The 13087-nt window shown below is 67.6% G+C and carries 12 protein-coding genes; 8 read left to right on the top strand and 4 right to left on the bottom strand.

Going from position 1 to position 13087, the window contains the following annotated elements:
• Positions 1–6: 6 nt before the first annotated feature.
• The 3 genes from ABT130_RS24010 to ABT130_RS24000 are packed head-to-tail and all read right to left on the bottom strand — an operon-like array spanning position 7 to position 4748.
• Entirely contained in the window at positions 7–1497 is a 1491-nt protein-coding gene (locus ABT130_RS24010) for an ABC transporter substrate-binding protein (protein WP_350920135.1), read from the bottom strand.
• Positions 1498–1549: 52 nt separating this feature from the next.
• On the bottom strand, positions 1550–3052 hold the full coding sequence (locus tag ABT130_RS24005; protein WP_350958721.1) for an ABC transporter substrate-binding protein: 1503 nt from the start codon (positions 3050–3052) through the stop codon (positions 1550–1552).
• A complete protein-coding gene (locus ABT130_RS24000; RefSeq protein WP_350958719.1) occupies positions 3042–4748 on the bottom strand; it encodes an ABC transporter family substrate-binding protein in 1707 nt (568 codons plus the stop codon). The genes ABT130_RS24005 and ABT130_RS24000 overlap by 11 nt, the downstream gene beginning before the upstream one ends.
• 215 nt (positions 4749–4963) lie before the next feature.
• Between ABT130_RS24000 and ABT130_RS23995 the strand changes: the two genes are divergently transcribed.
• On the top strand, positions 4964–6337 hold the full coding sequence (locus ABT130_RS23995) for an aminotransferase class I/II-fold pyridoxal phosphate-dependent enzyme (protein WP_350958716.1): 1374 nt from the start codon (positions 4964–4966) through the stop codon (positions 6335–6337).
• 19 nt (positions 6338–6356) lie between these two features.
• Here the strand turns inward: ABT130_RS23995 and ABT130_RS23990 are convergent, their stop codons facing one another.
• Complete coding sequence (locus ABT130_RS23990; protein ID WP_502992203.1) at positions 6357–6575, bottom strand: integrase core domain-containing protein; 219 nt, start codon at positions 6573–6575, stop codon at positions 6357–6359.
• 105 nt (positions 6576–6680) lie between these two features.
• Here ABT130_RS23990 and ABT130_RS23985 point away from each other — a divergent pair, with 105 nt between their 5' ends.
• The 7 genes from ABT130_RS23985 (at position 6681) to ABT130_RS23955 (ending at position 12790) form a co-directional block, all read left to right on the top strand.
• Positions 6681–7052, top strand: coding sequence for a hypothetical protein (locus ABT130_RS23985; RefSeq protein ID WP_350958713.1), 372 nt, complete (start codon positions 6681–6683; stop codon positions 7050–7052).
• 364 nt (positions 7053–7416) lie between these two features.
• The gene (locus ABT130_RS23980) at positions 7417–8214 is read left to right on the top strand and encodes a PIG-L family deacetylase (protein WP_350958710.1); all 798 of its coding nucleotides are present in this window, start codon (positions 7417–7419) and stop codon (positions 8212–8214) included.
• A gap of 214 nt (positions 8215–8428) precedes the next feature.
• Complete coding sequence (locus ABT130_RS23975; RefSeq protein ID WP_350958707.1) at positions 8429–10036, top strand: penicillin-binding transpeptidase domain-containing protein; 1608 nt, start codon at positions 8429–8431, stop codon at positions 10034–10036.
• 51 nt (positions 10037–10087) lie between these two features.
• The gene (locus ABT130_RS23970) at positions 10088–10678 is read left to right on the top strand and encodes a phosphoribosylanthranilate isomerase (protein WP_350958704.1); all 591 of its coding nucleotides are present in this window, start codon (positions 10088–10090) and stop codon (positions 10676–10678) included.
• A 200-nt stretch (positions 10679–10878) separates the two neighbouring features.
• Positions 10879–11439: a GNAT family N-acetyltransferase gene (locus tag ABT130_RS23965; RefSeq protein WP_350958701.1), complete on the top strand. Its 561-nt coding sequence runs from the start codon at positions 10879–10881 to the stop codon at positions 11437–11439.
• A 98-nt stretch (positions 11440–11537) separates the two neighbouring features.
• Positions 11538–11693: a hypothetical protein gene (locus ABT130_RS23960; protein ID WP_350958699.1), complete on the top strand. Its 156-nt coding sequence runs from the start codon at positions 11538–11540 to the stop codon at positions 11691–11693.
• Between the two features lie 587 nt (positions 11694–12280).
• A complete protein-coding gene (locus ABT130_RS23955) occupies positions 12281–12790 on the top strand; it encodes a hypothetical protein (RefSeq protein WP_350958697.1) in 510 nt (169 codons plus the stop codon).
• The last annotated feature ends 297 nt before the right edge of the window (positions 12791–13087 follow it).

Below are 13087 nucleotides of genomic sequence, written 5' to 3'. Positions count from 1 at the left end.
TACCCGTTAACCTTTGCCGCCGGTGATCTTCCGGATCCGGCCCCAGTGCCAGAACGGGACCCGGAAGTCGATCTGGTCGGCCCACCCGAAGAACTCGTCGCTGCGTAGCAGGTAGATGCAGTACCAGAAGAGCGGGATCATGTTGACGTCGCGCGCCCACACCTCCTGCAGCTGCCGGTAGTGCGCGGTCCGCTCGTCCTGGTCGATGGTGCTCCGGGCGGCGGCATAGCAGGCGTCGGCGTCCGGGTTCGACAACTTCAGGTGGTTGCGCTGCCCATCGGTGGCCAGCCGGCTGGCGGTGATGTCCGGGTCGGGCATCATGTTGCCGCCACTGATCGTCAGGTCGAAGTCGCCCGCCTGGGCGATCTGACGGCTCCATGTCTCGGAGTCAAGGCCGGCGAAGTCGACGTGCACGCCGATCGCCGCGAGATCCTCCGCGACGCTGGCCGCGAGGCCGCCATGCCCGTCGAAGGTGGCCATGTAGTACAGCTTCAGCGACATCCGCCGGCCGTCCGCATCGCGCGGGTACCCAGCCTCGTCGAGCAACTTCTCGGCCTGCGCGGCGTCATGTCCCACCGCGGTCACGTCCCGGGCCACGGCGAAGCTGCTGCCCGGGAAGAAGTTCGCCCACGGCTCTGACCAGCCCGGCTCGGCGAAGCGGCGCAGCCGCTCGCGGTCCACCGCGTGAGCCAGCGCCAGCCGCAGCCGACGGTCGGACCACCGCTCCTGACGGTAGTTGAAGCTCAACAGCGCAACACCCGGACCACGCTCGCGGTACACCGTGGCGTGTGCCGAACCCTCGACCAGCGGCAGCCGCTTCATGGTCAGCACGTCCTGCGGCGCATAGTGCGCCCGGCCGTCCGCGATCATCCGGACGCACTCGTCGAGGTCAGGCTGGATGAGCAGGGTGACACGGTCGACGCCGGCCGGCGGACCCCAGTAGCCGTCCCACTTCTCCAGTACGATCCGCTCGCCCGGTACGTGCTCGGCGAACCGCAGCGGCCCGGATCCGATGGGCCGCTGGTTGTACGGGTTGATGGCCCAGTCGGTGCCCTCGTACAGATGCTTGGGCAGCACGTGGGTGGCGGCGAAGTTGCCCAGCTGGGTGAGGAATGCGGCGTTGGGCTCCTCCAGCACGTACTCGACCAGGTGGTCGTCGAGCACCGTGATGCTCGCGATGCCGTGCAGGAACGAGGCGGCGTGGTATCCGTTGGCCAGCGCGGTGAGGTGGGTGTACGCGACATCGTGCGCGGTGACCGGCTGGCCGTCGTGCCAGCGGGCGTGCTGGTTGAGCGTGAACCGCCAGCGTTGCCCGCCGTCCAGGCACTCCCAGTGCTCGGCCAGGTCCGGGTAGGATGCGGCACCGCCGACCTCGGTGATGACCAGCCGGCTGTAGATGTTGTTGGCGACGAAGTAGCCGGCGCCTCCGACGACGTTGCGGTACGACTCGTTGATCTCGGTCGCGTCTACGGGTACGACGACGATGTACTCGTCCAAGTCCCTCTCCTCTTACTTATGGGGTGCCCGGATCTCGGGCGGGAAATGGCAGTCAGTGGGTGATCGGCCGGATGCGGCCCCAGTGCCAGAACGGCACCCGGAAGTCGACCTGGTCGGGCCAGCCGAAGAAGCTGTCGCTGCGCAGGTAGTAGGCCGCGTACCAGAACAGCGGTATCCAGTCCACGTTGCGGGCCCAGACCCGTTGTAGTTCCCGGTAGTGCTCGCCGCGCTGCGCCTGGTCGGGGGTGGCCCGGGCGGCGGCGTAGCAGGCGTCGGCCTCGGGGTCGGACAGCCGGGTGTAGTTGCGCCCACCGGCGGTCTCGAACCGGCTCGCGGTGATCTCCGGGTCTGGGATCATGTTGCCGCCGCTGATCGCCAGGTCGAAGTTCGCGTCCCTGGCCACCTCGCGCGACCAGGTCGGCGAGTCGAGCCCGGCGACCTCGACGTCCACGCCCACCGCACGCAGGTCCTCGGCCAGCGCGGCGGCGATACCGGCATGCCCGGTGAAGGTCTTCATGTACACCAGCCGCAACACCGGCGGGCCGCCGTCGGCGGGCACGATCCCGGACTCACGCAGTAACCGGCCGGCCAGCGCCGGGTCGAAGCCGGGCGCGGTCGCGTCGGCGGCGTACGCCCAGTCGGCACTGCGCGGCAGGAAGTGTGTGTACGGCTCGGACCAGCCGGGATCGGCCAGCGGCTCCAACCGGCGCCGGTCCACGGCGTGCGCCACGCCGGCCCGCGCCCGCCGGTCGCGCCAGCGCTCCTGGGTGTGGTTGAAGCCGAGCACCGCGATGCCGGGGCCTCGCTTGCGCCACACCGACGCGGTCGTGCTGCCTTCCGCCAGGTGCAGCCGAGGGAAGGTGAGCACGTCCTGGACCAGGTAGTGTGCCCGGCCGTCGGCCACCTTGCGGACCGCCTCGTCGAGGTCGGGTTCGATGTCCAGCACCACCCGGTCGAGCTGCGGGCGCGGACCCCAGTAGTCCTTCCAGGCCTCCAGGACGATCCGCTTTCCAGGGACGTGCTCCGCGAAACGGAACGGTCCAGAACCGATCGGCTGCTGGTTGTGCGGGTTGACGGCCCAGTCGGTGCCCTCGTACAGGTGCCGGGGCAGGATGTGGGCGAACACCAGGTTCCCGAGCTGGGCAAGGAACCCGGCGTTGGGCCGACGCAGCACGTACCGCAGGGTGTGCTCGTCGAGCACCTCGATGTCCTCCACGTCGCGCAGGAACGACGCCGCGTGGTACCCATTGGCCAGCGCGGTGAGGTGGGTGTACGCGACGTCGTGCGCGGTCACCGGCCGGCCGTCGTGCCAGCGCGCGTGGCGGTTGAGGTGGAAACGCAGGGTACGGGCGTCCGGCGCCATCTCCCAGTGCTCGGCCAGGTCCGGGAACGCGGCAGGCGAACCGGTGTCGTACACGACCAGCCTGCTGTAGATGTTGTTGGCCACGAAGTAGCCGGCCGAACCGACGAAGTTGCGGTACACCTCGTTGAATTCCACGGCCGGGGCCGGGACTTCGACGATGAACTCCCGGACCGGCCGACGGTCAGCCCGCACTCTTGACGCCCCATTCCTGGATGTTGTAGCTGGTGCCGAAACGGGTCGGGTTGACCCGGACGTTGCCCAGGTCGCTGCGGTAGGCCAGCAGGGTCGGCATCTGGTACAGCGGCAGGGTCACAGCCTGGTCGCTGATCCGCGCGTCCACCTTGTTCAGCAGGTCGACGACCTGCTTCGGGTCCAGCGTCTGGGCCGCCTCGGAGAGCCAGCCGTCGATCTCCGAATCCTTGTATCCGGTGTGGGTGCCCTTGGAGCCGAACACCGACTGAGCGGTCGCGGTGGGGATGACGTCGAGGTTGGTCCCGAAGACGATCAAGTCGTAGTCGCCGGTGTTCACCGTGGTACCGAGGCTGTCGGTCTCCTGGAGCTGGAGCGTGATGCCCAGTTGCTTGAGCTGATTCTGCAGGAGCACCGAGGTGTCCAGCCGCATCTGGTTGCCCTTGCTGTACCGCATCCGCAGCGTGGGCACCGGCTGGCCCTTGGGATCGGTGAGCTTGCCGTCCTCGATCACGTACCCGGCGTCGGTGAGGATCTTCTTCGCCTCGTCGATCTTGCCGCCGCCCAGGCCCTTGTCGGTCACGTTGTCCACGTAGGCGTCGACGCCGTCGAGCTTCTGGTCCGGCATGAAGTTGCGGTTGCCCAATGGCTTGGTGTTCGCCGCGAACTGCCCGATCGTCTTGTCGATGATCGCCTGCCGGTCGACCGCGGCGAAGATGGCGCGGCGCAGCGCCAGGTCGGACAGGGCCGGATGCGCCGTGTTGATGTCCAAGTGCTCGTAGACCAGCCCGGACGCCAGCATCGTGGTGACGTTGGTGATACCTCTGAGCTGCTCGACGAGGTCGAGGGTGGGGCGCGGTACGACAACCTGGATCTCGTTGTTGGCCATGGCCGTTACGGCCTGTCGCTCATCGGTGAGGATCCGGAAGATGAGCTGGTCGAGGCGCGGGCCGTCGCCGTACCACTTCGGGTTCTTCTTCATCATGACCGACTGGTTCGGCGTGTACTGCTCGATGAGGTACGGGCCGCCGGACCAGGTCGGCACGGTGGTGGTGAAGAAGTCGTTGAACGAGGCCGTCAGGTCGCCATGCTGGGTAGCGATGTGTGCCGGCAGCAGGTGCGGGAACATCAGCCGCCACGGCTGGTACGTCTTCTTGAACGTGACCGTGACGGTCTTGCCGTTGTCGCCGCCGGTAACCGAGGCCACCTGGTCGTACCCGGCTGTGCTGGCCGGCTGGCAGGTCGGGCACTGCTGCGGGTCCTGGACCTGCCAGGTGTACTTGAAGTCTTCAGCGGTGATCGGCGTTCCGTCCGACCAGGTCGCTTCCGGCCGGATCTTGTACTCGACGGTCTGCGGCGACTCCTTCACGACCTTGGCGTCCAGCAGCAGCGCGTCGTTCTTCGCCATCGTGAAGTCCGGCATGGAGATCATCGCATGCGGCAGGACCGGGTTGAGTGCCTGCCGGTAGCCGAAGACGTCACCGGTGGCGTGCAGGATGTTCCAGTTCTTGACATCGACCTCTATCGAGTAGGTGACCGTGCCGCCATCCTGAACCGTGGCCTGGTTGGCGTTGATCTGGCCGGCCTTGATGCCGCCCGCCACGTCCTCGCTTTCGCCACCGGCACCGCACCCGGCAAGCACAGCGATCACGGTCAGTACCGCACCGCACTTGATCCTTGCACTTTTGATCCGTGTCATCGCGCTCTCCCTCATGCGCTTCGCCGGCAGACGTCGCCAGCCGTGAGCCAGTCGCCGGCCACCGTGGTGGAGGCGGAGCTAACTCCAAGTAAGCTCGGACCGTACGGAACGTAGACACAGCTCGTCAATGTACTTATGTACACGTACATATAGGTGAGAGTTTCATCGTCCGAAATCCTCGAGTGAGGGCCCGAACCAGAACGGACGGAGGAAGCGTGGAGTCCGACCAGCTTCGCCGGCTCATCGCGACTCGGACACCGCTGCACAGCACCGACGTACTGGCACGGACGGTGCTGGAACTCATCGCCTCGGGCGAGATCCCACCGGCGACGCGACTGCCCACCATCCGCGAACTGGCCCATGAGCTGAGGATGAGCCCGTCGGCCGTCGCCCAGGCCTGGCGCATGCTCGCCGACCGCCGCGTCGTCGAGACGCGACGAAGGGGCGGCACCATCGTCACCGGACCGCCGTCGACGCCCCGCGCGTCGAGGCTCGAGCGCATGCTGCGGGCGAGCACCGGGATGCCTGTGGACCTGGGGAATCTCAACTACGATCCGCAGTTGCTTCCCGACTCGCGGCCGGCACTGCTCTCGGCGATACGGACACCCAGACTGCACTCGCTCGACCCGGAATTGATCACTCCTGAACTTCGTGACGCCATCGAACCGATTTGGCCCTTCCACGCGGAGGACTTCCTGGTCGTACACGGCGGAATGGACGGCGTCGATCTCGCCCTCGGCACATCGATCAAGGCGGGTGATCGCGTCATGATCGAGGAACCGTCGTTTCCCCGTCTCTTCGATATCGTCGAATCCGTCGGCGCCACCCCCGTCTCCATTCCTTGCGGCCCCGATGGACCCGATCTCGATGTTCTCGCGAGGGCTCTGGCCGACAAGCCGAGTGCGTTTCTCTACCAACCCTTCGGGCAGATTCCGATGGGACGGTCGGTCACCCCTGCCTGGATAGAGAACGCGGCCACGTTGCTCGCGGGATCGTCCCTCACCGTCATCGAGGTCGTCGTCATGCCCTTCCTCGCGGAAGACGGCATACCGTCACTGGGTCCTTATCTGGGCGCACAGCTCGTCCAGATCCAGAACTTCCTCTTCTCGCATGGAACCGACTTGCGAGTCGCGGTTGTCGGGGGTGCCCACGACCACATCGAGCGAATGTGGTTCAAGATCACTTACTCCAGCAGATGGGTGAGTCGAATCCTGCAAAATTCCCTCGCGTTTCATCTCACCGATGTTGCGTCTACGGCAACTGTCGCCGCTGCCGCCACTACATATCGGCAACGGCATACCGATTTCATTAATGCGCTGAAGCGGCGTGGATTCGACATCGGAAGTAATGCCGGCATCAGCGTCTGGGTACCGATTCCCGATGAGCACTCAGTCTGCACACGCTTAGCCCGAGAGGGCGTCTCCATACTCCCTGGCTTTCTGTTCCGCAAGCAGCCGGCCGCTCCGGGACACATTCACGTGAACGGCGCCGTGGCCGCCCGGTCTGCCGATTTTTTTGCAGATGCGATCGCCGGCGCCTCCGATTTCGGGCTGACCGGCCCTATGTTTTCCGGGCGCCGGAGTAAATGAGCCATATCGCGCCGCCACGCTATTCGTTGAGCACTTCGACAGGCGGTCTATACTCCAACGCTGAATGCAGTCTACGGGAGTTGTAGAAGCCCTCGCCGTACTGAATGACGGCACGGCGCGCTTTCGCGCGAGCAGCGAACGACCGATGACGCACCATCTCGGTCTTCAGCTTTCCGAAGAATGATTCGGACATCGCATTATCGAAACATATCCCGCCTCTCCCCGCCGACCTCCGGATCCCATGCCGTTCGAGTGCCTGCTGCCGCCCTGGTCAGGTGCCTGGCTTCGACGTGGAGTCGTGGCCGATCCCGGGCGGTCACGGTGGTTTCGAGGAGGGGGCGCGATGACGAACACGTTGGCGATTGTGCGGGTCGGTGACTGCGACGTGCGGGTCCGCCTGCCCGAGAATGTCGGCGGCCGGCGGGCCGCTGTCGCGTCGCTGGACACGTTCGGCGTGCACAAACAGGATGCGGAGGCGCGGCTGCCGATCCTGGCGCGGCTGGCCGGAGAGGTCGCCCACCCCGAAGACCAGCAGCTGTTCACCGAGGTCGCGTCGACCGGCGGGCAGTCCAACACCGCTCACGCCGCGGACGTGCTCACGGTTTTCCTCGACGACTATGTCCGGGACGTCGTGGGCAGGCCGGATGGTTCCCGCGGCCGGTTGCGGGCCTGCCTGGAGAGGTTGCGTCGCGGGCGTAGACACGGCCCCGCATAGGATCACGACACGTGTGTTCCCCAGACCGCTCCCGCTGAGGTGGGGGTGGTCTTCTGGTTGGCTGCCGGTCAGGGGCATGTTGATGGTGAAAGCGAACGCGTCGGTGCTGCCTATATCGAAGATCCGCGCGACAGGTCGCGCCGGTGGCACGGTTGTTAACGCTCCTCAATCCCGCATGATCTAGACATCGTCCCGGTGCTCTGACCGGCTGCTGCCGGTCGGCTGCATCAGGGCCGAAGGCGCCTGCTGATTCCGGTGCCCCGCCTATCAATCGCGGCTCCCCGGTGGTCGCCGTAGAGTGGGCCGGTCTGCAAGGCTGTTCCTTACGAATGGGTCGAAACTCATGGATAACGAGTTGACGTTAATGGCCGTTCACGCCCATCCCGACGATGAGGTGCTCGGCACGGGCGGTGTCTTCGCCAAGTACGCAGACGAGGGCATCCGCACCGTCCTGGTCACCTGTACCAACGGTGAGCAGGGTGACGGCCCCGGCGGGGTGAAGCCGGGGGATCCTGGCCACGACGAGGCGGCGGTGAGCGCGCTGCGGCTGGACGAGCTCCGCGAGTCCGTGGCCCACCTTGGGATCTCCCACCTGGAGTTGCTCGGCTACCGAGACTCGGGCATGGTCGGCTGGGCCGGGAACGAGGCCGAGGACGCCTTCGCCAACGTGCCGTTCGAGCAGGCCGTGGGCCGGCTCGTCGCGCTGATGGAGCGCTACCGCCCGCAGGTCGTCGTCACCTATGACGAGAACGGCGGCTACGGCCATCCCGACCACATCCAGGCTCACCGGATCGCGGTCGCCGCGACCGAGGCCAGCGGGATTCCCGGCAAGCTCTACTACACGGCGGTGCCCCGCGAGCGGATCGCCGAGATGTTCGCCTATCTCCGCTCGACCGGTGCCGCCCCCGAGGACCTGGAACTTCCCGACGACTTCGGTGTCCCCGAGGAGCAGATCACCACCGTGGTCGACGTGGCGGACCAGGTGGAGCGCAAGCGCAAGGCGCTGGAGGCGCACGCGAGCCAGGGCGAGAACATCTTCCTGCTGCGCATGCCCGCCGAGGCCCAGCACCGGGCGTTCGCGCAGGAGTCCTTCATCCGCCGGCTCAACCGCGTCCCGGCCGCAGCCGACCGTGAGGACGATCTCTTCGACGGTCTCCGTTAGCGCGCCGGCCGGAAACGTTCACCCGGTCGAGTGCCCCTCGATCTCCAGCCGCGGGCTCGGCCGGAGCGACTGTCGCGGAACCGGCGAGGATTCGAGGCCTCCGCCAGCCACGCTCCGGTACCGAAGTCGAGAAAAGCCTGGTTCGCCACTGGTCATCACCTTTACGATCTTTTCGCTGGTGAGCAACCGTGGAAACCCAGGGGAGTAAACGGTTATGCGGGATCGACGGCTCCTCGTGCTGGCCGCCTCGGCGGTCGCGATCGTCGCCTTCGGCGTGTACGGGGTGATGGCGGCACCGGGGGCCGTGGTGGCCTCGCCGTCGCCACGGTCCACGCCCACCGAGGAGCCGCGGCCCGACCCGAAGCTGACCCTGTCCGATCCGGCACCGGTCACACCGACCCCGGTCACACCGAACCCACAGGACGGTCCCGCGCAGGCCGGGGCGAGATACCTCACCGCCTGGCAGGCCGGTGATCTCGCCGCCATGGCGGACCTGGTCGCCGACCCTCCGGCCGACTTCGCCGACCGGCACCGCAGGTTCGACGCCGACCTGCGGGCCTCGTTGTCCTCCCTCACCCCCGGCGAGCTGCACCGCGAAAGCGAGGCGGCCGAGTTGTCCTTCACCGGGGTGAGGGAGGTCGCGGGGCTGGGCCGCTGGCCGTTCACCTCGGTCCTGCGCCTGGTGATGCGGGCGGATACCTGGAAGGTGCTCTGGAGTCCGGAGACGATGCACCCGGCGCTCAAGGACGGCGGACGCCTGGTGCTGAAGGAGACGGAGGTCCGGCGCCCGGCCACGCTGACCCGCGAGGGGGTGCCGTTCCCCCGCGACAGCAGGGCGGGCGACTACTTCACCGGGCTGGGCGACACGGTCCTCGATGTGAAGCTGGAGGAGGAGAGCTCCGGCCGGGTGCTGCTGGCCTCCCCGCCCCGGCCGCCCTCGGGGAGGAAGACCACGATCTCCCAGCCGGTCCAGGCCGCCGCCGCCCGCGCCCTGGACGGTGTCGGGCAGCCCGCCGCGATCGTGGCGGTGGACGTCAAGACGGGCCAGGTGCGCGCGGTGGCGGACGGGCTGGGCCGCAGGGAGGCGTTCAACGGCCTCTACCCGCCGGGCTCGACGTTCAAGGTGGTGACCGCGGCCGCGCTGCTGCACAACGGCATGGCTCCGGAGTCGCAGGTGGCCTGCCCGGCGGGCTACACGATTCCGAACGGCCGGAGTTTCACCGACTCCGACGGTGTCGACCACGGCACCGTGAGCCTCACCACGGCCTTCGCGCTCTCCTGCAACACCACCTTCGCCCAGCAGGCGTACGAGCGGCTGCGCGACGACCGGCTGCGTGCCGAGGCGGCGGACCGGTTCGGGTTCCGGGAGAAGCCGGGGCTGAGCTCCTGCCGGATCCAGATCCAGCCGTACGAGAGCGCGGACCAGCTGGGTTCCGACGCCATCGGCCAGAACTCGGTGCAGGCCAGCCCGCTCTGCATGGCCGAGGTCGCCGCCGCGGTCGCGAGCGGCGTGTGGAGACCCGCGATCACGACCGCCGAGCCCCCCGCGGACTCGCCGCCGCCGGTGCCGCTGGGCGATGAGGTGGCCTCGGGCCTGCGGACGATGATGGGCGCCGTGGTCAGCCGGGGTACGGCCGTCGGAGCGGGCCTCCCGCCGGACACCGCCGGCAAGACCGGTACCGCCGAGGTCGAGAACGGAGAGGACCACGCCTGGTTCATCGGCTACCGGGGCTCCCTGGCCTTCGCGGTGTTCGTCCGGCACGGCGGTGCCGGGGGCGCGATCGCGGCACCGATCGCCGCGAGGTTCCTGAACGCCCTCTGACGACAGAGGCGGCAACCGGCCATGGGCGGAGAACGGGCTAACGTACGGAGGGTGTATGTGAAGATCTGCGGGCTGCGTGAGCCCGGACATGTGGCGGCCGCCGTCGAGGCGGGCGCCGACGCCATCGGATTCGTTCTCACCAGGAGCTCGCGGCGGGTCACCCCGGCGCGGGCGCGCGAGCTGGCCTCGGCGGTCCCCCCGCACGTGCTGACCGTGGCGGTGTTCGCCGGCGAGCCCACCGAGGAGGTCAGGGCGGCCACCCTGGAGTCAGGGGTACGCGCCGTCCAGCTGCACGGCGAGCACCCGCACGCGGACTTCACCGCGCTGAAGGACCTCGGCGTCACGCTGGTCCGCGCCGGGACCGCGAGCACCGACCTGCGCTGCGGCGCCCTCGACGAGGACCTGCTCATCGTGGACGCGCCCAGGCCGGGCTCGGGGGAGCCGTGGGACTGGGCGGCCGTGCGCGGGCGCCCGGAGGGCCGCTGGCTGCTGGCGGGGGGCCTGACCCCGTCGAACGTGGCCGAGGCGATCACCGCGGCCCGACCCTGGGGAGTCGACGTGTCGAGCGGCGTGGAGGTCGCGCCCGGGGTCAAGGACTCCGGGCTCATCAGGGATTTCATCACCGCCGCCCGCGCGGGGTAGAGCCGCCGTCATTCTTGTCGGTCGTTCAGGTTGCCTGTTATGACGACTCGTCCACGTGTGCCACTCTTTCCGCAGGACCGGGGAGGGCGGCCAGGAGGCAGTGGTCGTGCTGCACGTCACCGTGGAGGAGGGGCCGGTCACCCGGCACCACCGAGGAAATGGGATGCCGGCGGTCGGAGGCGATTGCTACCGTCGGCATCATGCCCAGTCCGGAACCCAGGAGCAACCGGTCGGTCACCTGGCGTCGCCTCACCGAGCAGGACTTCCCGCTGCTGCGCGAGTGGCTGCAGCAGCCGCACGTGGCCCGCTGGTGGCACCACGAGACCTCTCCTGAGGCGGTGGCCCGCGACTTCGGCCCCGCCGCCAGGGGAGAGGAGCCGTCCGAAGACCTGCTGGTCCTTCTCGACGGACGGCCGCTCGGCCTGGTCCAGCGGTCGAGGTACGCAGACTACCCCGAGTACATCGCCGAGCTGGCAGCCATCGTCGCCGTCCCCGAGGGGGCGATGAGCATCGACTACCTGATCGGCGATCCGGCGCAGGTCGGACGCGGTCTCGGGACGCTAATGATCCGGACGGTCATCGAGCGGACCTGGGCGGAGTTCCCAGCCGCCTCCTGCGTCCTGGTCCCGGTGTCGGCGGCCAACCGCGCGTCCTGGCGGGCGCTGGAGAAGGCCGGGCTGCGCCGGGTGGCCGAGGGTGAGCTGGAACCGGACAACCCGATCGACGACCGCGCCCACTACGTCTACCGGATCGACCGGTAGACCCCGGACTCGGGCGTGGGTGATCCGCACCCCCCCCAGTTCCCTCGTGTCCTCGGTCTGGTGCCGACCTTTCCGGGCGCGGGCGGGTATCAAGGAACGTGAGGACTCTCATACGCGCGCTGATCACCGGCGGCGTGGCCACGGCCGTCGTCCTGTCGTCCGGGATGGCCGATCACAAACTCGCCGGGGCCCTGACCGAGCAGCCGAGGCCGTTCCCGATGCCCGGAGCCGGCATGGATCCGGGCCTTCGATGAGGAAGGCCGCACTGGAGCGCACTCCCGTATCGGGGTGTTCGGCCACGGTGGACATCCGGTTGCCTGGTACAGCACCTCTGGCTGGAATCGAACCAGCGGCCTCCTGCTCCGCAAGCAGTCAAAACACCTTTGTGTTCAGCACCGTCGAGGGGGCCCACCTGCGAGAGCGGTCCATGAAGGACCGTGAGAGTCCGCCGCCGTTCGCCATGGTTGTCATGCGCTTAGTCACGCAGAGCTGTGCCACTCTCGGCCGGAGTGCATCCATCATTCGATGAGGCGGCGCAAGGAACGGACCCCCTCATGGGCCGGGGATTATGAGTCCCGCTCACCGCAACCGGCGATCATGCTCTCTACCTGGGCAAACGATGCTGAAGCCTCGCGATTGCACAGAACTTCAGCACACATTCGACATAGCGTTGCTCCACCGGGGCTATCCGGTGGTTGCGCAGGAAGTGATGTCCCGTCGGAGCGGCCTGTGGATACCTGCACGCCGCGCCGCGGCGGAATCACCGGCGAGGAGCCGAGCATGTCAAGTGCCTCATTGCCGTCCGCCGGGCCGGTCGGCTCGCCGACGCCCCCCTGACCCGGTGATCAAAAAGAGACCTAGGGGCGTGAAGATTACGCGGTGCCTTTTCGAGGACGAGAAGACTCGTCCCTTCCTGGAGTCCGCCGGGATCGATCTCGCCGATCCGGCCGCGCTGAAAGCGGTGCTGGCCACAGCCAAGGTCAAGCGCCCAGGAGGCGTCTACGACGGCACTCGCACCACGATCCACCAGGGGACGCTCACTTTCGCTGAGCTCTACAAGGTGTCTCCTGCGTTCCGCGATCAACACGACGGGAAGCCCACCGGGAAGTACGCAAAGATCAAGCTCTCCTGGCGGCTCTGGCTCGGCGAGGACCATCTGGTGCGTAGAGTCCGGACCTCCTGGACCGAATGGGTCGACAAGGTCAACGGCGTCGACATCTCGGATTTCCATGTCGTCGACGCCCGCCTGACCGGCTGGGGCGCCGAGACCGACATTGCGCTCCCTTCCGCTGACGAGACGGCGGGGCCAGACGACTGGAGGAACCCCCCAGAGAAGCGCTCCGTCTCCTGAACCTCTCCGCCGATCGGTGAACGTCATTCCCTTCGGCCGCCACCGCTGGACGCGCCTTCTACCTGCACAAACGCTCCCATCAGCTCGCGATCTCACGGGACTTCAGCACGTATTCGGCACAGCCAAGCCTGAGGGTCCTCTGGGAGGTGCTCTGTGGAGTTCCCCGCCCTTCTCACACACTCTTTTGCATCACCTCCATGCAGGAGAGCATCGGATTAGAAGTGGAACGCTGCTTCTTGGCCTGGCGGCACGTTGACCTGCTGGTAAATCAGGTGATCTTCATTGGAGAGGGGAGGT

The organism is Streptosporangium sp. NPDC001681, from assembly GCF_040298085.1.
Classification (GTDB): Bacteria; Actinomycetota; Actinomycetes; order Streptosporangiales; family Streptosporangiaceae; genus Streptosporangium.
Note: the sequence above shows the minus strand (reverse complement) of the source record. Positions and strands in the feature narration are given on the sequence as shown.

Excerpts from the sequence above, each read along its gene's own strand:
- ABT130_RS24000 (WP_350958719.1), bottom strand. The coding sequence starts at position 4,748 with ATGACACGGATCAAAAGTGCAAGGATCAAGTGCGGTGCGGTACTGACC.
- ABT130_RS23985 (WP_350958713.1), top strand. The coding sequence starts at position 6,681 with ATGACGAACACGTTGGCGATTGTGCGGGTCGGTGACTGCGACGTGCGG.
- ABT130_RS23980 (WP_350958710.1), top strand. The coding sequence starts at position 7,417 with ATGGCCGTTCACGCCCATCCCGACGATGAGGTGCTCGGCACGGGCGGT.
- ABT130_RS23975 (WP_350958707.1), top strand. The coding sequence starts at position 8,429 with ATGCGGGATCGACGGCTCCTCGTGCTGGCCGCCTCGGCGGTCGCGATC.
- ABT130_RS23965 (WP_350958701.1), top strand. The coding sequence starts at position 10,879 with ATGCCCAGTCCGGAACCCAGGAGCAACCGGTCGGTCACCTGGCGTCGC.